This is a genomic window from Lysobacter sp. OAE881, assembly GCF_040546665.1.
GTDB lineage: Bacteria > Pseudomonadota > Gammaproteobacteria > Xanthomonadales > Xanthomonadaceae > Lysobacter_J > Lysobacter_J soli.
Genome location: NZ_JBEPOG010000001.1, coordinates 207,474 through 233,508 on the forward strand (window position 1 = coordinate 207,474; position 26,035 = coordinate 233,508).

The window sequence follows — 26,035 nt, forward strand, 5'->3', positions numbered from 1 at the left end:
CATCGGGGTTTTTCGTTACTGCGGCCCATGAACGACGCGGTGATCAACCGCCATCGGTCGGCATCACCGGCATCGCATCCACCGGCACCTGCGGGTTGGTGTCGTCCTGCAGATAGTCCGGCAGGCTGTCGGCGTCGTCGGAGTTCATGCGGTCGCCGAAGATCTGGTAATCGCGGCGCTGCATCCAGGCGTCACGCACCAGGGCGTAGTCGTCCTCGGCGCCTTCGCGGAAGCTGTCGGTCGCCAGCAACTGCGCACGCACGTCCACCAGCTGCAGGCCCTGCAGCGGAATACGCACGCGATCGGCTTCGACTTGGCGCAGCGGGCTCAGCGGCGCATCGCCGACCATGCCGAAGCTGTCGCGCAGCGTGCGCGGGCCGAACAGCGGGAGCTCGACGAAGCGCGAACGCTTCCACCCCCATACGCCGAGCGTCTGGCCGAAGTCCTCGCTCTTGTTCGGCAGCTTGGCGTCGGACGCCGGATCGAAGATGCCGCCGATGCCGAGCGTCGAGTTGAGCAGGAAGCGGCCCAGCGACTGCCCGGCCTGCTTCGGCTTGCCCTGCAGCAGCGCGTTGATGGCCGACACCGGCTGGCCGAGGTTGTTGAAGAAGTTGCTCACGCCCAGGCGGAACGGGCGCGGCACGACCTTCACGTACCCACGCGCGAGTGGCCGCGCGACGCCGCGGTCGACCGCGTTGTTGAAGCGGTGCATGCCGCGGTTGTAGCGCTCCCACGGATCGTAGACGGCGGGCGTCGCCGCCGGTGCGGGCAGCGTCGGGTCGGCGTATTCCTGGCCGTAGATGGCTTCGAAGTCGCGCTCGGCCTGCGTCGGTTCGCCGTGCGGCTCGGTCGCCGGTTCGTTCGGCGTCGGCGGGATCTCCGTCGTCGGCGGGACGTCCGGCGTCACCGGCTCCGTGGGCGGCGTGGTGGCCGGCTCGTTCGGCGGCAGCGGCGGCGGGACAGGCTCGGTCGGCGGTGTCGCTGGCGTGGGCTGCGTCTCGGTCGGCGGCTGGGTGGTCGGGGTGGTCGGCGCGCTGCGTTTCCTCCGGCGGGCGACCGGTCTGGCCGTCGATGGTGGCTTGCACGCACTTGCGTGCGGCGGCCTTGTCGTCGCCGGCGGCCTTCATGCAGCGGTCGAATTCGGCCGCCTGTGCACCGGAAAGCGGACGCGTGAGGATCTGCGCCTGGCCGATCAGCGGCGCGGCGGCAAGGACGAGTGCGATAAGGGGTGCGTGGGGGCGCATGGTCGCAGTGTAAGGGCTCGGGAATGCACGGCCGGCCCTGCCCGCAGGCACGGCCGGAACTCTGTGTCGCGGCTCAGCCGGCGAAAGCCAGCGCCGCGTCGAGGCGGTACGCCCGGCGCAGGTCGGCCAGACCGGGCGGTGAACCGACCACTTCGGTGATCCCAAGGCGCGCGCTGAGCTCGGCCAGCAGCGCGAGGCCCGCGCTGTCGACCGATTCCACGGCGCTCAGGTCCAGCCTGCGCGCCTTCGCCGCGCGCAGCTGCGACCACAACGAGGCGACGGCGGCGCGCTCGAGCACGCCGCCGAAGGCGAGGGTGTCACCGTCCTGGCGGACCGTCGCGGCGGCCATGTCAGTTCGTGGCGGCCTGCGCCTGCAGCTTGCCGGCCTTGATGTCGGCGGCGACCTGCGGGATCGACTTCTGCTTCAGCGGCGCGTCGAACTGGTTGCGGAAGGTCTGCACGAAGCTGACGCCTTCCACCATCACGTCGAACACCTTCCACTGCGTACCGACCTTGCGCATCAGGTAGTCGACCGGCACCGGCTCGTTGCCCTGGCGCAGGTACTCGCTCGACACCTTGACGATGGCGCCGCCGCGCAGCGGCGTTTCGGACTTCACGCGGACCTTCAGCTTGGTGTTGAGGTCCAGCAGCGACGAGCCGTAGCGCTGCATCAGGCTGTCGGCCAGCGCGTCGGCGAAGACCTTCACGTCCGCGTCGGAAGCGCCGCGACCATGCACGCCCAGCACTAGGCGGGCGGAGTAGTCGCGGTCGAACATGTTGTTGAACTCGCTGCCGATGAAGTCGCGCAGCGCGCCGCGGTTCTTCTGGAACTCGGCGCGACGCGATTCGAGCGTGGCGAGGATGCGGGTGGAGTTGGTCAGCACCAGCTGGCTGGGCGTGCCCGCGGCGTCGGCGGTCGCGGCGGCCGGCGCCGGCGCGGCCTGCGCCAGCACGACGCCCGGGGCGGCCACGGCCAGGGCGGCGGCGATGAACAGGGAAAGCGATCGGTGGGAGATGCGCGTCATGGCTTCTGGGTCTCGTCCGTGGGGGCGGATTCGCCTTGCAGGTAATCGGGAAGTGCGGCGTCTTGGCCGCTGGGTTGTCCGGCATTGTCGGCGGGCTTTGCGCCACCGCCGCTGAACATGTACTTGCCCACCAGCTGGATCAGATCGACCGCCGACTGGGTCAGGTAGATCTCATCCCCCGGCTTGAGGTTTTCCGGGTCGCCGCCCGGCGCGAGGTTCACGTAGCTCTCGCCGAGCAGGCCGCTGGTGAGGATGCTCGCGGCGGTATCGGCCGGCAGCTTGTCGTAGCGCTTGTCGATCGCGAGGGTGACAACGGTATCGAACTTGACGGGATCGACGTCGATCTTGTCGACATGTCCAATCGACACCCCGCCAATCTTGATCGGCGCATTGGGCCGCAGGGCGCCTATGGTCGAGAAGCGGGCGGTGAGGTCATAGGTGTCGCCACCCAGCCCCCACCGACCGTTGGTCGAGGCAAGCGCCAGGACCAGCAGCGAGGCGAGGGCCAGCAGGAGGAAGGCGCCGACGGCGAATTCGATTCGGGGGGCACGCATAGGCAGGACCGGTAGGAGGGGAGTGCGGGTGGCCTGCCGTTCCTCAGCGGAACAGAAAGGCCGACATCACGAAGTTGAACATCAGCACCAGCAGCGAGGCGTTCACGACCGCGCGGGTGGTGGCGACCGAGGTGCCCTCGATGGTCGGGTCGGCGTGGAAGCCCACGTAGGCCGCCACCAGCGCCGCCGTACCGCCGAACACCGCCGACTTCACGAAGGCCATCAGGAAGTCGTCGACGAAATCGACGCTGTCCTTCAGCACCTGCCAGAAGGTGCCCGCGTCCAGGCCGATCACGTGCACCGACTCGAAGTAGCTCGCGCTGATCGCCAGGCTGCAGAAGAAGCCCGTCAGCAGCGGCACGCACAGCACCGCCGCCCAGAAGCGCGGCGCGACGGCCTTGCCGACCGGGTCGATGGCCATCAGGCCGAGCGCGGTGATCTGGTCGGTCGCGCGCATCAGGCCGAGTTCGGCGGCGATCGAGCTGCCGGCGCGGCCGATGAAGAGCAGGGCAGTCAGCACCGGGCCCAGTTCGCGATACAAGCCGAGGCCGAGCATCGCGCTGACCTGCGCCGTGGCGCCGTAGGTTTCGAGCGCCCGATAGCCCAGCAACGTCACCGAAAGGCCGACGAACGCGCCGCCAACAGCGATGATCGGCAGCGAACGTGCACCGATCTTGTAGATCTCACGAACCAGCTCGCGCCAGAAGTCGGCGGTCGGCCTGGACGCTCGCAGGACGGACAGCGAGAACAACCCGGCCCGACCGAGCGAGCGGGTGGCGGCAACGAACGGCATCAGGCGGCCTCCGAATTGCGCGGCGCGGCGTCGAACGCGATCGGACCGTCGGGTTCGCCGTTGAGGAACTGGCGCACGAACGGATCCTCGCTGGCTTCCAGCTGGGCCGGCGTACCGGAGAAGACGATCCCGCCGTTCGCGATGACGATGGCGTGGTCGGCGACGGGCAGGGTTTCGTGCACGTGGTGCGTCACGACGATGCTCGTCAGCCCGAGCGTGTCGTTGAGGCGCTTGACCAGCTCCATCACCACGCCCGAGGCGATCGGGTCCAGGCCGGTCAGCGGCTCGTCGTAGATCATCAGCGGCGGATCCAGCGCCAGTGCGCGGGCCAGCGCGACGCGTCGCGCCATGCCGCCCGACAGCTCGCGCGGATAGGAATCGGCCACTGCGCGCAGGCCCACCGCGTGCAGCTTCATCAGCACCAGCTGGCGGATTACGGCGTCGGGCAGGTTGGTGTGCGCGCGAAGGGGCAGGGCGACGTTCTCAGCCGCGGTGAGGTCGGTCAGCAGGCCGTTGCCCTGCAGCAGCACGCCGATGCCCTTGCGCAATTCGAGCAGCGCGCGACGACCCTGCGGCACGGCCTGGCCGAAGACCTCCACCGAACCGGCGGCCGGGGCCAGTTCGCCGGTGAGCGCGGCCAGCAGCGTCGACTTGCCGCTGCCCGACGGACCGAGCACCGCGACGATGCTGCCGCGCGGCACATCCAGGTGGATGTCGCGCAGCACGGCGCGGCCGCCGCGATCGAGGCGGAGGTGGTTCAAACGGACGATGGGCGTTTCGTTCGTCATGCGCGTGCGTGTTCGGCCGGCTGCCGGTGAAAGCGGGCAGGATGGCCGGTGGGGGCTGAACGGAACCGGGAAGCCGGCATTGTCGCAGGTTCGCCGCGCTTTGCCCGCCGTGCCATCCGGCACGGTGCGTTCGCACGGCGGGGCGATGATCGCCACGCGTTTTTGGGGCGGCCTTAATGAGCGCGAGCGCGCGCGTCTCGTCGCACGCGACGCCGCTCCGGCAAGATACCGGCGATGCCCGGCCGCTCCGACTTCCGCCTCTACCATTCCAACGCGCTGGACGTGCTGGGCGAACTGCTCGCCACGCAGCTGCGCGAACCCGTGCCGGGCCGGCCGCTGCTGACGCCGGACGTACTGCTGATCCCGCAGGTCGCGATGCGCCGCTGGCTGCAGTCCACGCTTGCGCAGCGCCACGGCATCGCCGCGAACCTGCGCTTCCTCACGCCCGGCGAGTTCGTCCGCGAGACGCTCGACGCCAACGTGCCCGGCGCCAGCGAGGACCTCGACGCCGCCGCGCTGCAGTGGCGGATCTACGCACAGCTCGTGGACCCGGCCGCGCTCGCCGGACGCGCCTTCGCGCCGTTGCGCGCCTATCTGTCCGGCGACGACGCGCTCAAGCCGTGGGCGCTGGCCGGCGAACTCGCGTCGATCTTCGAGAAATACCAGGCGTGGCGCCGCGACTGGCTGCTCGCGTGGGAAGCCGGCAGCGATCCGAACGATGCGCAAGCCGAACTGTGGCGCCGCGTCGCCGGCGGCCGCCGCCATCGCGCGCGCCGCATCGACGATTACCTCTCGCGTTTCGCCACGCCCGACGGCCCGCTGCCCGCCGGCATGCCCGCGCGGCTGTTCGCCTTCGCCACGCTCAACATCTCGCCCGACGTGCTGCGCGTGATCGCCACGCAGGCGAGGGTGGGGACGCTGCATTTCCACGTACCCACGCCGTCGCGCCGCTACTGGGGCGACCTGCCGACCTACGCCGAGCGCCTGCAACGCGACCGCGCCGAGCACGAGGACGAAAATCCGCTGCTGTCGAACTGGGGCGCCGCCGGCCGCGATTTCATGGCGGTGCTGGGCGGCTACGAGGTCGTGCACCCGTCGGTGGAGGAGGAGCGGTACGCCGATCCCGAATCGCTGCCGGACGACGCGCCCGATCGCGACACGTTGCTGGGACGGCTCCAGCGCGACCTGCTGCATCGGCGGGCGCCACGGCCATGGCGCAAGCAGGTCGATCGCGATGATCCGAGCCTGCAGGTCCACGCCTGCCACACGCGCCTGCGCGAAGTGCAGGTGCTGCACGACCGCCTGCGCGCGCTGCTCGATGACCCACGCTTTGATCCGCCGCTGCAGGCACGCGAGATAGCCGTGCTCGCGCCGGACATCGATCCCTACCGGCCGCACATCGAAGCCGTCTTCGGCGGCCTGGCCGGCACGCGCGACTACATTCCCTACGCGCTGGCCGACCTGAGCCCGCTCGCCGGCGAGCCGCTGGCCGACGTCTTCCTGCGCCTGCTCGCGTTGCCGGATGCGCGCTTCGGCGTGAGCGAAGTGCTGGACCTCATTGCCACGCCGGCGCTGATGGAAGCGGCGCACCTGGACGCGCCCGGGCTCGAACGCCTGCGCCGCTGGCTGCATGAAGCCGGCGCGCGCTGGGGACTGGACCCCGACCATCGCGCGCGCCACGACGCGCCCGCCGACGATGCGTACACGTGGCGATTCGCGCTCGACCGCCTGCTGCTCGGACACGCGACGGACGACGACGCGGACCTCGCAGGCGTCGCGCCGTGGACCGAACTGGAAGGCAGCGCGCTCGACGCGCTCGATGCGCTTATCCGCGTGCTGCGGGTCCTCGCGCGCAACGAGCGCGTGCTCGGCCGGGCGATGACGCCGTCGCAGTGGCGCGACGCGCTGTTCGCGCTGCTCGACGCGTTGCTGCCCGAACAACCGCGCGCGGTCGCCGACCAGCGCGCGATCGAACGCCTGCGCCGCCACGTCGACGCGTTCGCGGGCAGCGCGCGCGATGCCGGCTTCGACGAGGCCGTGCCGCCCGACGTCGCCCGCGCGTACTTCCGCACCGCATTGTCGGAATCGGATACGCGCGCGCCGCTGCTCACCGGCGGCGTCAGCTTCGCGCGCATGGTGCCGATGCGCCTGATCCCGTTCCGCGCGATCTGCCTGCTCGGCATGAACGACGGCGATTACCCGCGCCGCGATCCTGCCGGCGGCCTCAACAAGATGGCGCAGGAACTGACCACGCCCGCGCGTCGCTTCGGCGACCGTTCGCTGCGCGAGGACGACCGTTTCCTCTTCCTGCAGCTGTTCGCGTCGGCCGGCGAGGTCTTCTACGTCAGCTGGCTCGGTGCCGACCCGCGCGACGGCAGCGCGCGCGAACCCTCGGTGCTGGTATCCGAGCTGCTCGACGCCGCCGCGCACTACCACGTCGACGAACACGCGCGCGATGCGCTCGTGCTGCACCATCCGCTGCAGCCGTTCTCGCCGCGCGCATTCGGCGAACGCGACGAGCCGCGCCACTACAGCTACCTCGCACCGTGGCATCCGGCCGCCGATGCCGTGCGCGGCCCGCGTGTCGAAGCGGCGCCGTGGTTCGTCGACGCGCTGCCTGCCATCGACGCGCCGGCGGAACTGCCGCTCACCGCGCTGCGGCGCTTCCTCGCCGATCCCGCGGGGCAGTTCCTGCGCCAGCGCATGGGCCTGCGACTGCCCGATGAAATCGATGCGTTCGACGATCTCGACCCACTGACCGCGCCCGCGCGTGGGCTCGATCGCTGGAAGCTGCAGAACGTCGTGTTCGACGCCTGCGTCGCGGGCGACACGGAGGACCTAGCCGCGCGACTGCGCGCACGGGCGCTGCTACCGTCCGGGCCGCTCGGCGAACGGCAGCTCGGCGCGCTGAAGGCCCAAGTGCAGCCGTTCGCCACCGCGCTGCGCGAATGGCGCGAAGGCGAGCCGGAAACGCGTGCGTTCGAACTCGAGATCGACGGCACGCGCCTCTACGGCCATCTCGATCGCCTGTACCCGCACGGCGCACTGCGCTCGCGCCTGGACGCGTTGCACGGACCGGCGCAGATCGCGCATGGACTCGACTGGCTCGTGCTGTCGGCGCTCGGCGATACGCGTCCGCTGGCGCAGCTGGCGCAGTTCGACGACGGCCCGGGGGTGCGCGAACGTCCGGCGCTCTCCGTCGTGCAGGCGCGCGCCGCGTTGCGCGAACTGCTTGCGCTGTATCGCGAAGGCCTGCGCGAACCGCTGCCGATCCAGGCGCGTTCGGCGTGGCGCTGGTACGCGGCGCCGCGCGCGGACGACGTTGCCGAACTGGCCGCATGGAAACTCGCGCGCGAGCAATGGGCCGGCAGCGAACGCACCTGGGGCGATGCGAACAACGCCGCCGTGCAGCTCGCGCTGCGTGGTCGCGATCCGTTCGCGGGCGAGTTCGACGACCCCGATGGCGTGCGCTTCCGCGAACTTGCGACGCGCTTGTTCGACGCGCTGGTCCACGGTCGCGACGTCGATGCACGCACCGGAGCGGCCGCATGAGCGCCGTGCACGACGCCTTCCTCGACCTGCCGCTCGACGGCGTGCGCCTGATCGAAGCGAGCGCCGGCACTGGCAAGACGTTCACGCTGGCGACGCTGGTCACGCGACTGGTGATCGAACGCGGCCTGCGCGTCGGCCAGATTCTCGCCGTCACCTACACCGAAGCGGCGACGCAGGAACTGCGCGAACGCCTCCGTCTGCGTCTGGAACTCGCCGCGCGTCTCGCTAACGAAGTCGCGCTGATGCCGACCACGCTCGACGACGACAGCGAAGCGGCGGTCACGCGAGCGCTGATCGAACGCCAGGCGCGTCGCGAGGATCCGCTCGCGCTCGCGCGACGACTGCGCCAGGCGGCGCGCGAAATGGACCTCGCGGCGGTCTTCACCATCCACGGCTTCTGCGCGCGCGCGCTTGCCGAGCACGCCGTGGAAGCGGGCCAGCCGCTGCTCGCGCCGGAACTCACCGGCAGCGAGCGCGAGCTGATCGATGCCGTCGCCACCGACCTGTGGCGTGCGCTCGGCAGCGACGCGACCGACGCCGAACTGCTGCAGCAGCAATGGCGCACGCCGGAAGGCCTCGCCGGCGATCTCTACAAGCTGCTGTACGTGCCGCGCCTGCAGCCTGCGCCGTCACCTTCATCGCCGGATCCGTTGCCGCAGTTGGTCGCTGCCGCCGATGAACTCCGTGAAGCGTTCGCGGCCCACGGCGACGAAGCCTGCGCGTCGCTGCACGCGGCCATCGAGAACAAGGTGCTCAACGGCACCAGCTACAAGCCGGCGCTGATCGTCGAGTTGCGCAACGCGCTCTCGCAATGGTGCGGGCATGGCGACGCGTCCGCGCCGGTGCACGAGAAGCTGGATCGGCTCACGCCACGCATGCTCGCCGACAAGACCAACAAGCCGAAGAAGGGCGCGCCGCTGCAGGCGCCATCGTCGCCGCTGTTCGGCGCGGTCGCGCATTACATCGATGCGGCGAGTTCGCGCGAGCGCTGGCTCGCATCGCGCCGCATCGCGCTGGTGCATCGCGTGCGCGAAGCGGCGGCGCAGCGGCTTGCGGCGATCAAGCGCCTGCGTCGCGAGCAGACGTTCGACGACCTGATCGCCAATCTTGCCGATGCGCTCGATGGCCCGCACGGCGAGCGCCTCGTCGAACGCCTGCGTGCGCAGTACGCCTTCGCGCTGGTGGACGAATTCCAGGACACCGACCCGCGCCAGTGGGCGATCTTCGAGCGCATCTTCGGCAGCGGCGACGCGCCGGCGCTGTTCCTCATCGGCGATCCGAAGCAGGCGATCTACCGCTTCCGAGGCGGCGACGTGCACACCTACCTGGCCGCGGCCGAGTGCGCGCAACGCGCGCCCGCGCTCGACCGGAACTTCCGCTCGCGCCCGTCGGTGCTGCACGCCATCGCGGCGCTCTACGAACGCGCGGGCGAGGGCGCGTTCGTGGACGAACGCATCCGTTTCCGTAATGTGGAGCCCGGTGGCGCCGTGGCCGACGACGACTTCCGCCGCGATGGCGTAGCGGCGCCCGCCCTCGACATCTGCATCCTGCCGCCGCCCGACGACGGCCGTCGCACGCCGAAGTGGTACGTCGGCGAAGCGCGGCAGGTCTGCGCGCTGGCGTGCGTGACCGCGATCCACGCGCTGCTCTCGGATGCGCGCGAGGGTCGCGCCGTGCTGCGCGAGCGTGGCACAGAACGCGCCCCGCAGTCGAGCGACATCGCGGTGCTCGTGCGCAACCACTTCGAGGCGACGTTGATGCGCGAGGCGCTATCGCGCGCCGGCATCGCCGCCGTGGCGGCCGGGCGCCGCAGCCTGTTTTCGACCGAAGAAGCGCGCGACGTCCTCGCGCTGCTGGAGGCGCTGTTGCGTCCCGACGACGACGCGCGCCTGCGTGGCGCGCTCGCGACGATGCTGGTGGGCCTCGATGCCGACACGCTCGCGCGCTTCGACGACGACGCGCAGCTGCACCGCCATTGGCAGCTGCGCGCGCTGGCATGGCGCGATCGCTGGCAACGCCACGGGCCGCTCGCGATGCTCGGCGACGTCGCTGCCGAACACGCGCCGCGTCTGCTCGCGCAATCCGATGGCGAGCGCCGCCTTACGAACACGCTTCAACTGGCCGAAGTGCTGCAGGAAGCCGATATCCAGGCGATCGGCGAACACGGCCTCGTCGACTGGCTGCGCACGCGCATCGCCGAGGCCGACGACAGCGACGAAACGCAGCAGCTGCGCCTGGAGTCCGACGCGCGCTGCGTGCAGATCCTCACGCTGCACAAGAGCAAGGGCCTGGAATATCCCTTTGTGTTCCTGCCGTTTGCCGCGATCGGCCGTGATGCGCGCAACGGCAACCTGTGCGAATTCCACGACGGCAGCGGTCGCGTGCTGCAACTGCGCAGCGACGCGACGCCGGAGGACGCGTCCGCATGGAACGATGCCCGCACGCGGCAGGAAAGCGAGGAGCGCGGCGAGGACGCGCGCTTGCTGTACGTCGGCCTCACCCGCGCGAAGCACGCGTTGTGGCTGGCGACGGGCCCGTCCGCGAATGCCGAACTGAGCCCGCTGGAGCCGATGCTGCGCGACGTCGACGCGCTCGCCGGGACGCTCGGCGGTGCCGTCGCCGTGTATCGCCCGACGCTGCCGTTGCGCCTGCCCGATGCGCTTTCGCCCGAACGCCGCGATCCTGTGCCGGCCGCGCGCGAGGCGCGCCGCACCGTATCGCGTGACTGGTGGGTGTACAGCTTCACGCAGCTGGCGAACGAGTCGCCGGGCACGATCGAGGCCGCACCACGCGCGGTGGCGGAGGAGGGTGGCGCGCAGGACGAGCCGGCCATCGTCGTCTTCGACGGCGATCCGCGCTTCGGCGGCAGCCGGTTCGGCAACGTGCTGCATTCGGTGCTGGAACGCGTCGATTTCGGCGCGTGGGCGCACTGGCTCGACGACGGAATGCCGGGCGCCGAACGCCGCCATCTGGTCGATGCGTTGCACGGCGAAGGCTATGCGGATGAAGACATCGACGATGGTGTCGGCGTGCTCGCGCCGCTCGTGGGCCACACGTTGACGGTGCCGTTGCCCGAAGGCACGCGCCTGTGCGATGTGCCGCCCGACGCGCGGTTGTCGGAAATGGAATTCCATTTCGCGCTCGAATCCACGCCGGTCGCACGCCTGCTCGCTTTGCTGCATGAACACGACGTGCTGCGCGAACGCCACGCGTTCGGCAACCGCCAGCGGCTGGAAGGCCTGATGACCGGCAAGATCGACCTCGTGTACACGCACGGCGATCGCTACTTCGTGCTCGACTACAAATCGAATCGGCTGCCGGCGTACGACCGCGCGTCGTTGTCGGCGGCGATGGACGACAGCGAGTACACGCTGCAGGCGCTGCTGTACTCGCTGGCGCTGCACCGCTGGCTGCGTTTCCGCCTCGGCGAGGCGTACGACTACGACGCGCACTTCGGCGGCATCCGCTATCTGTTCTGCCGCGGCCTCGACGCGGCGCGCGAGGATTCGCCGGGCGTGCATGCATGGCGGCCTTCACGTGCACTGATCGACGGGCTCGACGCGTTGTTCCGGCACGCGACGCACCGCGAGGAGGCGATGGCATGAGCCTCCTCGATGCACTGCTGCGCCAGGGCGCGCTGCGACCGGTCGATCACGCGCTGGCGCAGAGCCTGCGACGTCTTGGCCGCGAGGTCGACGACGCCGACGATCGCGTGCTCGTTGCTGCGGCGCTCGCGTCGTCGGCGATTGCACACGGGCACGCGGGGCTGGATCTGTCGCGACCGCAGCTGGTCTGCGACGCGGAAGTCGAATGGCCTGACGCGGCGCAGTGGCGCGACGCGCTGGAGGCCTCGCGCTGGGTCGCATCGCCTTCGCGCGAGGATGCGAGCCCGCAGGCGCCGCTGGTGCTCGAAGGCGACCTGCTGTACCTGCGTCGCTATCGCGAATACGAACGTCGCCTTGCGTTGCATCTGCGACGCATCGCGGCGACGTCGCCGGATGCTGGCGATCTGTCGGCGTTGGCGCCGTTGTTCGCCGCGTTGTTCCCCGATGCCGGCGCGTCGGACCGCCAGGCGCGTGCCGCCGCGCTCGCACTGCTGCGCTCGTTGCTGCTGGTGACCGGCGGTCCCGGTACCGGCAAAACGACGACGATCACGCGCGTGTTGCTGCTTCTCGTCGCGCAGGCGGCGCTCGTTGGCCGGCCGGCACCGCGCATCGCGCTCGCCGCGCCGACCGGTCGCGCCGCCGAGCGCATGGCCGAAAGCCTGCGCGCGGCGATCGCCTCGTTGCGCGACGTGGCGGGCATTGACGCGGTATGGTGCGACGCGTTGCCGTCATCGGCGAGCACGCTGCATCGCCTGCTCGGCACGATCCCCGACAGCCCGCGTTTCCGCCACGACGCCGATCATCCTCTGCCATACGATGCGGTCGTGGTCGACGAAGCATCGATGGTCGATCTTCCGTTGATGTGCAAGCTGGTCGAAGCCGTGCCCGATGGCGCGCGGCTGATCCTGCTCGGCGATCGCGACCAGCTGCCGTCGGTGGAAGCCGGCGACGTGCTCGCCGCGATCACCGACGCGGCGGGCGAGGGCGATGCTTTGCCGCCCGATCTCGCGCGCGCGCTGAAGCCGCTGCTCGGCGCATTGCCCGAGCGCGAGGATGGCAGCGTGCTCGCCGGCCATCGCGTGCAGCTGCAGCGCGGTTATCGGCAGGCGCAATCGCTGGAGCTCGCGCCGCTGGCCGATGCGCTGCGCACGGGCGACGCCGATCGCGCGACGACACTGCTGCGCGACGGCCTCGCGGGTGTGCATTTCCATGAGGACGTGTCGGATCCGCTGTCCGGTGCATCACGCGAAACACTGCTCGCGTCGTGGCGCGCGTCGATGTCGCTGCAGGATCCGGCCGACGCCTTGCGACAGGCGCAGACGGTGCGCCTGCTCACCGCGCTGCGCGAGGGCGCGCAGGGTGCGGCGGCGCTGAACCAGCGCATCGAGGATGCGCTTGCCGGCGTGCAGCGCGATCCGTACTTCCATGGCCGATTGTTGCTGATCACCGAGAACAGCTATCGACACGGCCTGTTCAACGGCGACATCGGCGTGGTGCAGCGCGATGCCGCGGGCGTCCCGGTCGCGTGGTTCGCTGGGTCCGATGGCGTGCGCGGCTTCCATCCGGCGTCGCTGCCGGCGCATACCGGTGCGTTCGCGATGACCGTGCACAAGGCGCAGGGCTCGGAGTTCGATACCGTCTGGTTGCTGCTGCCGAAGCAGGACGCCCGCACGCTGTCGCGCGAGCTGCTCTATACGGGCGTCACGCGCGCGCGTCGCGAACTGCACGTCTGCGCGAGCGAAGCGGTGCTGCATGCCGCGCTGGGGCGTCATGCGCAGCGCGTGTCGGGGCTGGCGAGTCGCTTGCGGGATTGAGGGCTAGAGGCGCGCGCGATCAATCCGCGCTGGCCAGCGTCGCGCCGGCACTCAGCGCATCGGGGCCGACGCCGTCGCCGTGCATGACCAGATAGCCGCGCGTGGTTTTCGTCTGCGGGTTGAGCGGCGCGCGCATCGCGTTCCACATGGTTTCGGTTATCGATCCACGTCGGCGGATACTTGTGCGCGGCGACGTCGAGCACCAGCACGCGGTCGCTTTGCTCGTCGTACGCGGCGATCGGCGAAATGTGGCCCATCGGCGCCTGGCCGACTTCGCTGCGCTGGTAGTTCACCAGCAGGAAGTCGCCCTCGTTGGCGAGGTTCGCGCGCACGGCGTCGCGGAACTCGTCGATGCTGGAGGCTGACGCGTAGACCGCGGTCACGCGCGCGCCGTGTGCGCGCAGCAGGGCGGCGAAGTCGTCGAGCGACATCCCGATCACGCTCACCTTCAGCGGATGCATGCGCACCGCGGCGTGTTCGAACAGGCGCGACTGATCAAGCGGTGTCGGCGTGGTGCGCGCCGCGTTGAGCGTGGTCAGCGCGCTGGCGACGCCGCAGAACGCGCGGCGCGTCTGCGGGACGAAGTGCGTCATCAGCGCATCGAAATCGGCGGTCGCTTCGGCACGGGCCAGCAGCTTCTGGCCCGCGGCCGAATCCAGCGCGATGAGGTGCGCGGGCATCGGCTGGAGTTCCACCGAGGGCGTGCGCAGGTATTTGTTCCAGGCGGCGCCACCGCCGATCGCCAGGGCGAGTGCGGCAGTAGCAGCCAGTGCAGCGATGATGCGATTCATGGCGACCCGTCGGTTGGCTTGCACGCGTTCCCCGCATGCGATTGCGCCAACTCCCTGGCCTGTAGAGCAGAGCGCCGCGGCTATGAAACCGCGGTGAAATCACTGAACGGATCGCATCGGATGTGTCGCAAAAAAGTGAAGCGGCGCTCTTGCGCTCGCCGCTTCGTTCCTTCCCATCGTTCCCGATAAACAGGCGAAGTCAGATCGCCGGTTCCTCGCCTTCATGCGCAGCCGCTGCGACGGGTTCTTCCACCTTTGCCTTGCGCTTGGCCTTGGCTTCCGGCTGCTTGGCGACCTTGGCCAGCTCGGCGCTGATCGCATCGGCGGCGGCCTGTTCGGCGGCCTTGTAGCGCGCGCGCACGTTCGGGCAGAGCACCTGCATGTAGTCGGCGTCGAAGTTCAGGCGTTCGACGAGGAAGTCGACGAACGCGCGCACCTTCGGCGACTGCACGCGTCCACGCGGGAACACCGCGTTGAACTCGTAATCCAGCCCCGTCCAGCCGGCGAGCACGCGCTGCACGTAACCCTGTTCGGCGTACGCCTTCACGGTGACGTCGGCGGCGAGCATCAGCCCTTCGCCGCACAGCAGCGCGCCGCACAGCGGACCCGGATCGTTCGCCACCAGCACCGGATCGACGCGGAAGTCGACCGTGCGCGTGCCGTCGTTGAGCGACCACGAGTACTGCCCGTTGCGGCGATGCTTCGGCATCGCGACGGTGCGGTGATGCACCAGGTCGTCCGGATGCAGCGGTTCGCCGTGGCGCGCGATGTAGCCGGGGCTCGCGTAGACCTGCGTGCGGAACGTGGCGAGCTTGCGCGCGATGAGGTTGGAATCGGGCAGGCTGCCCACGCGCAGGGCGACGTCGATTTCCTGGTCGATGATGTCCAGCGGTTCGTTGGTCAGCACCATTTCCACGCGCACTTCGGGATGGCGCGCGTGGAACTCGCCCAGCAGCGGCGCGATCCACGTGATGCCCACCGAGTACGGCGCGGTGAAGCGCAGCCAGCCGCGCGGGCCGCCCTGCAACTGGCCGACGGCGCTTTCGGCTTCGTCCAGTTCGCGCGAGATGCGCTGGCAATGTTCGAAGTAGATGTTGCCGGCCTCGGTGAGGCCGAGCTTGCGCGTCGTGCGATGCAGCAGCTGCGCGCCGAGGCGGGTTTCGAGTTCCTGCACCTTGCGGCTGACCGTGGTCTTGGGCAGCTGCAGGGCGCGGGCGGCGGAGATGAAACTTCCGTGCTCGACCACCTTGACGAAGATCAGGGTGTCGTTGAGATCGCGGGCCATGTGGGGGGTTCCTTGGACGCGGCGGGGAAGGGCGGACAGGCCGGGCAGGGCGCCCGACCGCATTTGGACCGATGACGGGACAATTATTCCCTCCAAATCGGACTAATCAAGTGCCGATTGCCGGCCTAACCTTTGCGGCAACTTCCCCCGGTCCCGCCGCCATGTTGACCCCCCGCCAAGCCCGTTACGCCTTCCTGCCGGTGATGCTGGTCGCCATGACGGCGCTGGTCGGCGTTGCGCTGGTCGTGCTCCAGCAAGGTCTGGCGGCCGGTCCGGACGAGTTCTGGATGCTCGCCTGGGTGCTGGCCTTCGTGCTGGCCCTGCCGGGCGCGATGCTGCTCCTCCCGGTGGTCGGTGCGGTCCTGCGTGCGGCCACCCGGCCGGAGACCATCCCGCTGGCGGGAGTAAACATCCCGAATCCGGGACAGTGGGGCCGCCGGTGAACGCCACCGCTCCCAAGGCATCGGCCCAGAACGCCGGCCAGAACCGCCGCATCGCCCGCGCCGCCGTCGTCGTGCTGGGCGCGACCGGCGGCGTCGGCCGGGGCGTGGTGAAGGCCGCGCTGGCCAGCGGCCGGCCGGTGATCGCGGTCGCCCGCGACAAGTCCGGCCTGCAGTGCCTGCGCGGCTCGTTCCCCGATGCCGACCTGACCATCGTCCCCGGTTCGGTCAGCAATGACGGCGACGGCGAACGCCTCGCACGCACCCTGAGCAAGCTCGGCCGGCCGATCGACGGCGTGGTCGCGGCGGTCTGTGGCAGCGCCGCGCGTGGTCGCCTGCTCGATCACCCCGCCGCGTTCCTGCGCCAGACGCTCGACGAGGACCTGCTCCCGCACCTGGCCGCCGCCCGCCATTTGCTGCCGCTGCTCGCGCAGGGCGGACGTACCGGTACGTATGTACTGATCGGCGGCCCCGGTGCCGATCGCCCGTGGGCCGGCTACGGCCACCGCTCGATCGCGACCGCGGCGCTGCGCATGCTCGCGCGCGTGCTGCACGAGGAAGCGCGCACGATCGGCGTCCGCGTGCAGCTGCTCGCGATCGACAGCCCCGTGTGCACGGAGCTCAACCGCGCGAACGCGTGCGAACAGTGGCCCAGCGCCCTGTCCGTCGGCCAGCGTGCGTTGGCGCTGATCGAGCCAGACGGCCTGCAGCCGGCCGAAGCCGTCGTTCCCTATTCCAAAGTGAGCTTCTGGCCGTCTTCGGCCGACGACACCGCCGATGACGCCTTCGGTGTCACGACGGATGTCGATTCGCCGTCCCCTGCTTCGACGAATCAACAGGAACCCGGAAACGGCGACGCGATCGCGTCGTCGCCCGCGTGCGGCGCCGCGAAATCGCAGGCCATGCACGACGCGCCCGCTGTCGGACTACTGCCATCACGGTGTCTACAGGACGCGCGCACGCTGCTCCGGAACCTGATCGCCCCGAATCACAACGCAACGCATAACAACAACAACCAGGAAGACTCGCCATGACCCCACGCAAAGCACTCGCCCGGTCCGGAACCGGGATACCCACCGTCGCGCTGGTCACCAGCCTGCTCGTCGCCGCGATCGCGACGGCGTGCAGCAGCCAGGCCGAACCGGGCGCGGGCATGCCGCCGCCGCCGGAAGTCAGCGTCGCGCAGGTGCTCAACAAGGACGTCAGCCGCTGGGATGAATTCACCGGCCGCGTCACCGCCATCGAAACCGTCGAACTGCGCCCGCGCGTGTCCGGCTACGTGCAGCAGGTCGCCTACCAGGAAGGCCAGGAAGTGAAGAAGGGCGACCTGCTCTTCGTCGTCGATCCGCGCCCGTACAAGGCGCGCCTGGCGCAGGCCGAAGCCGATCTGGAACGCGCCCGCGCCGAAGCCCGCCTCGCGCAGATGCAGGACAAGCGCGCGCAGACGCTGGTGGAAGCCAAGGCGATCTCGCGCGAGGAATTTGAGACGCGCCGCGCCGCCAGCACGCAGGGCGACGCCGCCGTGCGCGCCGCCGAAGCCGCGGTCGAGAACGCCCGCCTGGACCTGCAGTTCACGTCCGTGCGTTCGCCGATCAACGGCCGCGCCGGTCGCGCGATGGTCACCGAGGGCAACCTCGCCAACGCCGACACCACGCTGCTGACCACCGTCGTCTCGCAGGATCCGGTGTTCGTGTACTTCGAATCCGACGAGCAGAGCTTCCTGCGTTACCAGGAACTGGCCCGCAAGGGCGAGCGCGCCGAGACGAAGAACCCGGTGCGCGTGGGTCTGGCAAGCGAGCAGGGCTACCCGCACGAAGGCACGGTGGATTTCGTCGACAACCAGGTCGACCCGAGCACCGGCACCATCCGCGCGCGCGCCGTGCTGAAGAACCCGGACCGCATCTTCACCCCGGGCCTGTACGCACGCGTGCAGTTGCAGGGCAGCGGCCAGTTCAAGGCGATGCTCATCGACGACAAGGCCGTGCTCACCGACCAGGACCGCAAGTACGTCTACGTGCTGGGCGAGAAGAACGCCGCCACGCGCAAGGACGTGAAGCTCGGCCCGGTGATCGACGGGCTGCGCGTGGTGACCTCGGGCCTGGCGCCGTCGGACAAGGTGATCGTGCACGGCGTGCAGAAGGTGTTCTTCCCCGGAATGCCGGTGCAGCCGAAGGTCATCGCGATGGGCGCCCCGGCGCCGCAGCCGCAGGTGGCGATGAAGTAACGGATTGACCTGATCGCATCGTCCTCCCCGCGAGCGGGGAGGGCGGACAACAGGCAGAAATCGAAATCCGGCGATGCGCGGAAACCGCATCGCCCAGGACCGTTGCGGCTCCATGCCGCACAAGGAACCTTTCCATGGACTTTTCAAAGTTCTTCATCGACAGGCCGATCTTCGCCGCCGTGCTGTCGATCGTGATCTTCGCCGCCGGCCTGATCTCGATCCCGCTGCTGCCGATCGGCGAATACCCCGAGGTCGTGCCGCCTTCGGTGGTGGTGCGCACCGTGTACCCGGGCGCCAACCCGAAGGTCATCGCCGAAACCGTCGCCACGCCGCTGGAGGAATCCATCCGCGGCGTCGAAGGCCTGATGTACGTCAAGTCGGTCGCCAGTTCCGACGGCGTGCTGCAGATCACCGTGACCTTCCGTCCCGAAGTGAACGCCGACGAGGCCACCGTGCGCGTGCAGAACCGCGTCAGCCAGGCGCTGGCGCGACTGCCCGAGGACGTGCGACGCCAGGGCGTGACCACGCAGAAGCAGTCGCCGGTCTTCCTGATGGTCGTGCACCTGACGTCGCCGAACGGCAAGTACGACACGCTGTACCTGCGCAACTACCTGCGCCTGCACATCAAGGACCAGCTCGCGAGCATTCCCGGCGTGGGCGAAGCACAGCCGTTCGGCGGCGGCGACTACGCGATGCGCCTGTGGCTGGATCCGGACAAGGTCGCCTCGCGCGGCATGACCGCCAGCGACGTCCTGCGCGCCGTGCGCGAGCAGAACATCCAGGTCTCCGCCGGCCAGCTGGGCGCCGAACCGATGCCCAACGGCTCGCAGTTCCTGACGCCGATCAACGCGCGCGGTCGCCTCGAGACGCCGGAAGAGTTCGGCAACATCGTGCTCAAGGGCGGCGACGGCGGCGAAGTGGTGCGCCTGTCCGACGTCGCGCGCATCGAGCTCGCCGCCGGCGACTACACCATGCGTGCGCGCCTGGACGGCCAGAACGCCGCGGCGATCGGCATCTTCCAGGCGCCGGGCGCCAACGCGCTGCAGATCCGCGACGAAGTGATCCGCCGCATGGACGAGGCGGCCAAGCGCTTCCCGCCGGGCGTGGAATACAAGTCGATCTACGACACCACGATCTTCGTGCGCGACTCGATCAAGTCGGTCGTGACCACGCTGCTGGAAGCCACGCTGCTCGTGGTGCTGGTGGTGATCCTGTTCCTGCAGACCTGGCGCGCGTCGATCATCCCGCTGATCGCGGTGCCGGTATCGGTGGTGGGCACGTTCGCCGCGCTCTACCTGCTCGGGTTCTCGATCAACACGCTGACATTGTTCGGACTGGTGCTCGCCATCGGCATCGTGGTCGACGACGCCATCGTCGTGGTCGAGAACGTCGAACGCCACATCGAGGACGGCCACACGCCGCTGGAAGCGGCGCACATGGCGATGCGCGAAGTGTCCGGCCCGATCATCGCGATCGCGCTGGTGCTGTGCGCGGTGTTCGTGCCGATGGCGTTCCTGTCGGGCGTGACGGGCCAGTTCTACAAGCAGTTCGCGGTGACCATCGCCATCTCGACGGTGATTTCGGCGATCAATTCGCTGACGCTGTCGCCGGCGCTGGCCGCGCGCCTGCTCAAGCCGCACGGCGCGCCGAAGGACCTGCTCAGCCGTGGCATCGAACGCGGTTTCGGCTGGATCTTCCGCCCGTTCAACCGCTTCTTCGGCACTGCCGCCGAGCGTTACCAGAACGGCGTGGCCAAGGTGCTCGGCCGTCGCGGCGCGGTGTTCGTCGTGTACGCCGGCCTGCTGCTCGCCACGGGCCTGATGTTCCAGCTGGTGCCGCGCGGCTTCGTGCCGGTGCAGGACAAGAGCTACCTCATCGCCGGCATCAAGATGCCGGAAGGTTCCTCGATCGAGCGCACGGACGCGGCGCTGAAGAAGATCGGCGAGATCGCGATGAGCATCGACGGCGTGCAGAACGACGTCGCGTTCCCGGGCCTGAACCCGCTGCAGTTCAGCAATACGCCGAACTACGGCGTGACCTTCATCAACCTCAAGCCCTTCGGCCAGCGCACGCGCAGCGCCGAGGAGATCAACGCCGAGCTGAGCCAGAAGATCTCCGCGATCCAGGAAGGTTTCGCCTTCTCGCTGCAGCCGCCGCCGATCCAGGGCCTGGGCAACGGTTCGGGTTACTCGCTCTACATCGAGGACCGCGGCAACCTGGGCTACGGCGCGCTGCAGAGCGCGGTGCAGGCCTTCCAGGGCGCCGGTTCGCAGACGCCGGGTCTGGGCTTCCCGAACTCGAGCTACCAGGCCAACGTGCCGCAGCTCGACGCCGAGGTCGACCGCGTGAAGGCCAAGGCGCAGGGCGTGCCGCTGACGGAGCTGTTCGACACGCTGCAGACCTACCTGGGTTCGGCGTACGTCAACGACTTCAACATGTTCGGCCGCACCTGGCAGGTCGTGGCGCAGGCCGACGGCCCGTTCCGCGACAGCGTCGAGGACATCGCGAACCTGCGCACGCGCAACGATCGCGGCGAGATGGTGCCGATCGGCTCGATGGTGAAGGTCACCGAGACCTTCGGTCCCGATCCGGTGATCCGCTACAACGGCTATCCGGCGGCGGACATCCTCGGCGAGGCCGACGTGAACCAGCTCTCGTCCGCGCAGGCGATGGCGAAGCTGGAGGAGCTCGCGCAGAAGGTGCTGCCCAACGGCATGGACATCGAGTGGACGGACCTGAGCTACCAGCAGGCGACGCAGGGCAAGGCCGCGCTGATCGTCTTCCCGCTCGCCGTGCTGCTCGCCTTCCTCGTGCTGGCCGCGCTGTACGAAAGCTGGACGCTGCCGCTGGCGGTGATCCTGATCGTGCCGATGTGCATGCTCTCGGCGCTGCTGGGCGTGTACCTCACCGGCGACAACAACGTCTTCGTGCAGGTGGGCCTGGTGGTGCTGATGGGCCTGGCGTGCAAGAACGCGATCCTGATCGTCGAGTTCGCCCGCGAGCTGGAAATGCAGGGTAAAGGCATCGTCGAAGCCGCGCTGGAAGCCTGCCGCCTGCGTCTGCGTCCGATCGTGATGACGTCCATCGCGTTCATCGCCGGCACGGTGCCGCTGGTGCTCTCGCACGGCGCCGGCGCCGAAGTCCGCCAGGCCACGGGCATCACCGTGTTCTCCGGAATGATCGGCGTGACGCTGTTCGGCCTGTTCCTGACGCCGGTGTTCTACGTCGCGCTGCGCAAGCTGGCGAACAAGCCGCTGGTGAGCCACGGCACGTCGACGGTCGCCACGCACGCTCCGGTGCAGACGCACGCCTGATCCAGACCCGCGCCGGCACGGCACGCACCGTGCCGGCGCACGAATCCGAAAACTCCGCGCATCCCGCGCGACCCCCACAGGAGTTCCCATGTCCACTTCTTCCAACGGTTCCAAGGTCGCCCTCGTCACCGGCGCCACGCGCGGCATCGGTTTCGAGACCGTGCGCCAGCTCGCGCAGGCCGGCGTGCACACGCTGCTGGCGGGGCGCGATCGCGGCCGCGCCGTCGACGCCGCGCTGAAGCTGCAGGGCGAAGGCCTGCCGGTCGAGGCGATCGTGCTGGACGTCACCGACACCGCCAGCATCGCCGCCGCCGTGCAGGAGGTCGACCGCAAGTTCGGCCGACTCGACATCCTGGTGAACAACGCCGGCATCATCGTCGAGGACAAGACGCTGCCGAAGCCCTCGCAGCAGTCCGTGGCCGCGTGGCGCGAAACGTTCGAGACCAACGTCTTCGCCGTGGTGGAAACCACGCAGGCGTTCCTGCCGCTGCTGCACAAGGCGCCGGCCGCGCGCATCGTCAACGTGTCCAGCCTGCTCGGTTCGCTGACGCTGCACACGCAGCCGGGTTCGCCGATCTACGACTTCAAGTCGATCCCCGCCTACAACGCGTCCAAGAGCGCCATCAACTCGTACTCCGTGCACCTGGCGTACGAACTGCGCGACACGCCGATCAAGGTCAACGCCGTGCACCCCGGTTACGTGAAGACCGACATGAACGCCGGCGAAGGCGAGATCGACGTGCCCACCGGCGCGAAGACCAGCGTCCAGATGGCGCTCATCGGCGCCGACGGTCCAACCGGCGGCTACGTCTACCTCGGAGAAACGCTGCCATGGTGATCCGTTCCCTCACGCTCGGCGTCGCGGCGGCGTTGCTCGCCGCGTGCGCCGTCGGGCCGAATTACGTTCGACCCAACATCGAGACGCCGTCGAAGTTCGCGCGCGACGAAGCCGCCAGCGATGCGCGCGCGGCCGACATCGCCACCGGCGTCGAACAGAACGCGGCGCCGACACCGTCGCCGCAGGCCGATGCCGAGTTCTGGCGCAGCTTCAACGATCCGCTGCTGACGCGGCTGGTCGAGGATGCGCTCGCCGCGAACCACGACCTGCGCATCGCGCTGGCCAGCTACGACCGCGCCAACGCGCTGCTTCGCAATGCGAAGCTCGACCGTTTCCCGACGGTGACCGCCAGCGCCACCGGCAGCGATTCGCGCGCCAGCGCCGACCAGGCGCCGGGCGTGTCGCGTGCCGATCGCGACGGCGAAAGCTACAGCGTGCAGGCCGACGTCAGCTGGGAACTCGATCTCTACGGTCGCGTGCGTCGCGGCGTGGAATCCTCGCGCGCCGAAGCGTGGGCGGCGGCGTCCGATCTGGACGCGATGCAGGTCGCCATCGTCGGCGAGGTCGCGCGCAGCTACGTCGAACTGCGCGGCTTGCAGGAGCGCCTGCGCGTCGCGCAGGAGAACGCCGAGAACCAGCGCGAAACGCTGCGCCTGGTGAACGCGCGCTTCGATGCCGGTCGCGGCACCGAGTTCGATACCTCGCGTGCGCGTGCGCAGCTGGAAGCCACGCTGTCGCGCGTGCCGGCGCTGGAAGCGCAGGTCGCGGTGACGATGCATCGCCTCGCCGTGCTCACCGGCCAGACGCCGGATGCGCTGATCGCCGAACTCACGCCGGTCAAGCCGCTGCCGGCGCTGCCGGCGCGACTGGATCCGGGTTCGCCCGGCGAACTGCTGCGCCATCGTCCCGACGTCATCGCCGCCGAACACCGTCTGCATGCGGCGACGGCGCGCATTGGCGTCGCGACGGCCGACCTGTTCCCGCGCTTCACGCTCGGCGGACTGATCGGAAGCCAGGCCATCGACACCAGCTCGCTGTTCGAGCGCGACAGCGAAACGCGGCTGGCGTTCCTCGGCATCGACTGGTCGTTCCTCGACATCGGCCGCGTGCGTGCGCGCATCGCCGCCGCCGATGCGGACGCGGCGGGCGAACTCGCGCGTTACCAGCAGTCGGTGCTGCTCGCGCTGGAAGACACCGAGAACGCGCTGGTCCGCTATGCGCGCACGCGCGTGGAAGACCAGCATCTCGAACAGGCCGCCGCCGACAGCGCCACCGCGGCGCGACTGGCACGCGTGCGGTATGACGCGGGCGCGGCCGACCTGTTCGAAGTGCTCGATGCCGAACGCACGCGCCTGACGGCCGAGGAAGCCTTCGCCGATGCGCGCACGCGCAGCGCCAGTTCCGCCGTCGCGCTGTACAAGGCGCTCGCCGGCGGCTGGCCGACGCGCGTGCCGGTGCGCGAGGACGTGGCTTCGCGCTGATTGTTGTACCGCTCCCCTGGCCGACGGCCGGCGGCGCCACGAGCTCCCCTCCCTCACGTGGCGTCGTCGGTCGATCGGTTTTCCGATCCATGGCGTTACCCCTTCGCGTCGCCGGGTCTCATCCCGTCCGGCGGCGCCTTTTTTCTCCGCTCGCGCCGGGTGGAGTAGCATTCCCGTCCCCCGACACACCGAGTCCGTGCCATGGCGCAAGACGACAAGCCCACCCGCGACCAGGCCGAGGCCGCCGTGCGCACGCTGCTGCGTTGGGCCGGCGACGATCCGGCGCGCGAAGGCCTGCTCGATACGCCCAAGCGCGTGGCCAAGGCGTACCAGGACTGGTTCAGCGGTTACGCCGAGGATCCGGCCGACTACCTGATGCGCACCTTCAAGGAAGTCGAGGGCTACGACGAGATGATCGTGTTGCGCGACATCGAGTTCGAAAGCCATTGCGAACACCACATGGCGCCGATCATCGGCAAGGCGCACGTGGGCTACCTGCCCGACGGCAAGGTGGTGGGCATCAGCAAGCTCGCGCGCGTGGTCGACGCTTATGCACGCCGCCTGCAGGTGCAGGAGAAGATGACCGCGCAGATCGCGCAGGTCATCCAGGACGTGCTGCAGCCGCGCGGCGTCGGCGTGGTGATCGAAGGCGCGCACGAATGCATGACCACGCGCGGCGTGCACAAGCGCGGCGTGAGCATGATCACCTCGAAGATGCTCGGCAGCTTCCGCGAGGACGCGCGCACGCGTGCGGAGTTCCTGCAGTTCATCGACGTCGGCCCGGGACGCTGACCCGCGCTGTCGGCTCGTGAACGCGCTTCCCAACGCGCCGTCCTGCGAACGCAACCGCGAGCCGATCCTCGCCGTCCTGCCACGCCATTTCGCCGACCGGCACGACGTGCTGGAAATCGGCAGCGGCACCGGCCAGCACGCGGTGCATTTCGCCGCGGCGATGCCGTGGCTGCGGTGGCAGTGCAGTGATCGCGCGGAGCATCTCCCCGGCATCGCGTCGTGGCTCGAACACGCGTCGCTTCCGAATACGCCGCCGGCGGTGGAACTCGATGTGTCCACCGGCCCGTGGCCGCGATCGAACGCATCCGACGGTCGCTTCGACGCGGTCTTCAGCGCGAACACGCTGCACATCATGGGCTGGCCGCAGGTCGAGGCGTTCTTCGCCGGGCTCGACGGCGTGCTGGCCGACGACGCAACGCTCGTCGTCTACGGCCCCTTCAATTACAACGGCGACTACACCAGCGACAGCAACCGCGATTTCGACGGCTGGCTGAAAGCGCGCGATCCGCAGTCGGCGATCCGCGATTTCGAAGCCGTGGACGCGCTGGCGCAACGCATCGGGCTGCGGCTGATCGAAGACGTCGCGATGCCCGCGAACAACCGCTGCCTTGTCTGGCGGCGGGGCGCGGCTTCGGCCTGACGCTTACTCCACCTCGCGACCGCGATACCAGCGGCGATGCGCGAGCGCGAGCAGGTCGCGGTCTTCGTGCGTGTCGCCGTACGCGTAGACGACTGGAAAGCGCGACAGGTCGTAGTGCTCGCGCACGCGCCGCGCCTTCTCCGCACCCACGCACTGCGCGCCCTCGAAGCGCCCGGTCATCACGCCGTCGCGAACTTCCAGCGAGGAGCACAGCAGCTCCAGTCCGTGCAGCGCGCACCAGTGCGACAGGTACAGATCGAACGAGCCGGACACGACGACGATCGTGTCGCCCTGATCGCGATGCCATTGCAGGCGCTCCATCGCTTCCGGACGCACGGTCGGCGGAATGACATCGCGCGCGAAATGCTCGCCCGCGGCTTGCAGGTCGCGTTGCGGCAGGCCGCGGAAGGCGAAGTCGGCGATGCGGTCGCGGATCGCATTGCCGCTCACCACACCCGCCTTGTAGCCGATGAAGATCGGCGCGAGCACGACGCGGCCGACCATCAACCGCCGCTTCGTCGTCGCCATGCGCACGAAGTCGGGCATCAGTTCGCGCGTGGTGATCGTGCCGTCGAAGTCGAACAAGGCGAGGTTCATCGTTGCGATACGAACGGTTGGGAGCGGCGAGTGTAAGGGCCGGCATGTTGCGCGGCATGGTCCGTCGTCTCATCACCCCAATACCGTCATCCCGGCGAAAGCCGGGATCCAGGCCGACACCCGTTCCGGTCCATCTCGTCATTCCAGCGGAAGCTGGAATCCATGTTGATCCTCGTGGTCGCGCTTATCGAAGAGCGAAGACCGAATGGGTTCCAGCCTTCGCTGTAATGCTGGTGCGGTCCGCAACCATCGATGGAG

Annotated in this window: 20 protein-coding genes; 11 read left to right on the forward strand and 9 right to left on the reverse strand. The window is 69.4% G+C overall.

The window, feature by feature from the left end; all coding sequences use genetic code 11:
• Positions 1-43: 43 nt before the first annotated feature.
• The 6 genes from ABIE51_RS00990 to ABIE51_RS01015 all read right to left on the reverse strand — a co-directional run bounded on the left by ABIE51_RS00990 (position 44) and on the right by ABIE51_RS01015 (position 4,404).
• Positions 44-907 (reverse strand): MlaA family lipoprotein, encoded by an 864-nt coding sequence (locus ABIE51_RS00990; protein WP_502913237.1) that lies wholly within the window; start codon positions 905-907, stop codon positions 44-46.
• 410 nt (positions 908-1,317) lie between these two features.
• A complete protein-coding gene (locus ABIE51_RS00995) occupies positions 1,318-1,593 on the reverse strand; it encodes an STAS domain-containing protein (protein WP_115843100.1) in 276 nt (91 codons plus the stop codon).
• Position 1,594: 1 nt separating this feature from the next.
• Positions 1,595-2,269, reverse strand: a complete 675-nt coding sequence (locus tag ABIE51_RS01000; RefSeq protein WP_192631903.1) for an MlaC/ttg2D family ABC transporter substrate-binding protein — start codon at positions 2,267-2,269, stop codon at positions 1,595-1,597.
• Positions 2,266-2,829, reverse strand: a complete 564-nt coding sequence (mlaD, locus tag ABIE51_RS01005) for an outer membrane lipid asymmetry maintenance protein MlaD (RefSeq protein ID WP_115843098.1) — start codon at positions 2,827-2,829, stop codon at positions 2,266-2,268. Before mlaD ends, ABIE51_RS01000 begins: the two co-directional genes overlap by 4 nt.
• Positions 2,830-2,866: 37 nt before the next feature.
• Positions 2,867-3,616 carry an MlaE family lipid ABC transporter permease subunit gene (locus tag ABIE51_RS01010; protein ID WP_192631904.1) on the reverse strand — a complete coding sequence of 250 codons (750 nt, stop codon included), beginning with the start codon at positions 3,614-3,616 and terminating at the stop codon, positions 2,867-2,869.
• Entirely contained in the window at positions 3,616-4,404 is a 789-nt protein-coding gene (locus ABIE51_RS01015; RefSeq protein ID WP_115843094.1) for an ABC transporter ATP-binding protein, read from the reverse strand. The genes ABIE51_RS01010 and ABIE51_RS01015 overlap by 1 nt, the downstream gene beginning before the upstream one ends.
• A 234-nt stretch (positions 4,405-4,638) precedes the next feature.
• On the opposite strand from ABIE51_RS01015, the gene recC reads away from it, so the two are divergent.
• Genes recC through recD form a run of 3 tightly spaced genes read left to right on the forward strand, consistent with a single transcriptional unit; the run spans position 4,639 to position 13,375 of the window.
• Entirely contained in the window at positions 4,639-7,956 is a 3,318-nt protein-coding gene (recC, locus tag ABIE51_RS01020; RefSeq protein ID WP_192631905.1) for an exodeoxyribonuclease V subunit gamma, read from the forward strand.
• Positions 7,953-11,561, forward strand: coding sequence for an exodeoxyribonuclease V subunit beta (gene recB / locus ABIE51_RS01025; protein ID WP_192631906.1), 3,609 nt, complete (start codon positions 7,953-7,955; stop codon positions 11,559-11,561). The genes recC and recB overlap by 4 nt, the downstream gene beginning before the upstream one ends.
• Positions 11,558-13,375: an exodeoxyribonuclease V subunit alpha gene (gene recD / locus ABIE51_RS01030; protein WP_192631907.1), complete on the forward strand. Its 1,818-nt coding sequence runs from the start codon at positions 11,558-11,560 to the stop codon at positions 13,373-13,375. The genes recB and recD overlap by 4 nt, the downstream gene beginning before the upstream one ends.
• Here the strand turns inward: recD and ABIE51_RS01035 are convergent.
• Complete coding sequence (locus tag ABIE51_RS01035) at positions 13,330-14,166, reverse strand: phytochelatin synthase family protein (RefSeq protein WP_354503140.1); 837 nt, start codon at positions 14,164-14,166, stop codon at positions 13,330-13,332. The two genes, recD and ABIE51_RS01035, sit on opposite strands and share 46 nt — an antisense overlap.
• A gap of 199 nt (positions 14,167-14,365) precedes the next feature.
• Positions 14,366-15,451, reverse strand: coding sequence for a LysR family transcriptional regulator (locus ABIE51_RS01040; RefSeq protein ID WP_115843086.1), 1,086 nt, complete (start codon positions 15,449-15,451; stop codon positions 14,366-14,368).
• Between the two features lie 164 nt (positions 15,452-15,615).
• On the opposite strand from ABIE51_RS01040, the gene ABIE51_RS01045 reads away from it, so the two are divergent.
• From ABIE51_RS01045 to ABIE51_RS01080, 8 genes are all read left to right on the forward strand, one after another.
• Entirely contained in the window at positions 15,616-15,894 is a 279-nt protein-coding gene (locus tag ABIE51_RS01045; protein ID WP_192631909.1) for a DUF2798 domain-containing protein, read from the forward strand.
• Positions 15,891-16,925 carry an SDR family NAD(P)-dependent oxidoreductase gene (locus ABIE51_RS01050; RefSeq protein WP_192631910.1) on the forward strand — a complete coding sequence of 345 codons (1,035 nt, stop codon included), beginning with the start codon at positions 15,891-15,893 and terminating at the stop codon, positions 16,923-16,925. Before ABIE51_RS01045 ends, ABIE51_RS01050 begins: the two co-directional genes overlap by 4 nt.
• Positions 16,922-18,115, forward strand: a complete 1,194-nt coding sequence (locus ABIE51_RS01055; RefSeq protein WP_115843082.1) for an efflux RND transporter periplasmic adaptor subunit — start codon at positions 16,922-16,924, stop codon at positions 18,113-18,115. Before ABIE51_RS01050 ends, ABIE51_RS01055 begins: the two co-directional genes overlap by 4 nt.
• A gap of 134 nt (positions 18,116-18,249) precedes the next feature.
• Positions 18,250-21,429, forward strand: a complete 3,180-nt coding sequence (locus ABIE51_RS01060) for an efflux RND transporter permease subunit (RefSeq protein WP_115843077.1) — start codon at positions 18,250-18,252, stop codon at positions 21,427-21,429.
• Between the two features lie 88 nt (positions 21,430-21,517).
• Positions 21,518-22,267 carry an SDR family oxidoreductase gene (locus ABIE51_RS01065; RefSeq protein WP_115843075.1) on the forward strand — a complete coding sequence of 250 codons (750 nt, stop codon included), beginning with the start codon at positions 21,518-21,520 and terminating at the stop codon, positions 22,265-22,267.
• Positions 22,261-23,748, forward strand: coding sequence for an efflux transporter outer membrane subunit (locus ABIE51_RS01070; RefSeq protein ID WP_157028830.1), 1,488 nt, complete (start codon positions 22,261-22,263; stop codon positions 23,746-23,748). The genes ABIE51_RS01065 and ABIE51_RS01070 overlap by 7 nt, the downstream gene beginning before the upstream one ends.
• A gap of 201 nt (positions 23,749-23,949) precedes the next feature.
• A complete protein-coding gene (gene folE / locus ABIE51_RS01075; RefSeq protein WP_115843071.1) occupies positions 23,950-24,540 on the forward strand; it encodes a GTP cyclohydrolase I FolE in 591 nt (196 codons plus the stop codon).
• A 16-nt stretch (positions 24,541-24,556) separates the two neighbouring features.
• Positions 24,557-25,180, forward strand: a complete 624-nt coding sequence (locus ABIE51_RS01080) for a DUF938 domain-containing protein (protein WP_192631911.1) — start codon at positions 24,557-24,559, stop codon at positions 25,178-25,180.
• Between the two features lie 3 nt (positions 25,181-25,183).
• Here the strand turns inward: ABIE51_RS01080 and ABIE51_RS01085 are convergent, their stop codons facing one another.
• Positions 25,184-25,777, reverse strand: coding sequence for an HAD family hydrolase (locus ABIE51_RS01085; RefSeq protein ID WP_192631912.1), 594 nt, complete (start codon positions 25,775-25,777; stop codon positions 25,184-25,186).
• Positions 25,778-26,035: the final 258 nt, after the last annotated feature.